The 288-nt window shown below is 50.7% G+C and carries 1 protein-coding gene; it reads right to left on the bottom strand.

The features are described from left to right. A partial coding sequence (locus OOJ60_RS24625; RefSeq protein ID WP_268077819.1) for a GntR family transcriptional regulator occupies nt 1-155 on the bottom strand: 155 nt, incomplete at its 3' end. Nucleotides 156-288 lie beyond the last annotated feature (133 nt).

The following is a 288-nucleotide window of genomic DNA, read 5'->3' as shown; positions in this document are numbered from 1 at the left end:
GCCACCAGCTCTGCATAGGCATTTTCCACCGTCGAGCGTGATACTCCCAGCTCCTGGGCCCAGGTCCGACTGGAGGGCAATCTGGTACCGGGCTTGAGTTCACCTTTCTCAATTGCGTTTTTTAACTGACGGGCGATTTGCTGATAGCGCGGCATTTATGGTCTGCTTTTTTGGTAACAATATGGCTCTCTGTAGCAGTCCATTATAGTGCTACATTGCGGCTCATCCAAACGAGGAGAAATACCATGACCATGTTACGCCAGCCCTATTATGAACTCAGCCCCGAAA

Origin of the sequence: Citrobacter sp. R4, from assembly GCF_026719175.1 — a bacterium.
Taxonomy (GTDB): domain Bacteria; phylum Pseudomonadota; class Gammaproteobacteria; order Enterobacterales; family Enterobacteriaceae; genus Citrobacter_A; species Citrobacter_A sedlakii.
The sequence above is the reverse complement of the archived record's forward strand: the minus strand, read 5'-3'. Positions and strand labels throughout refer to the sequence as shown.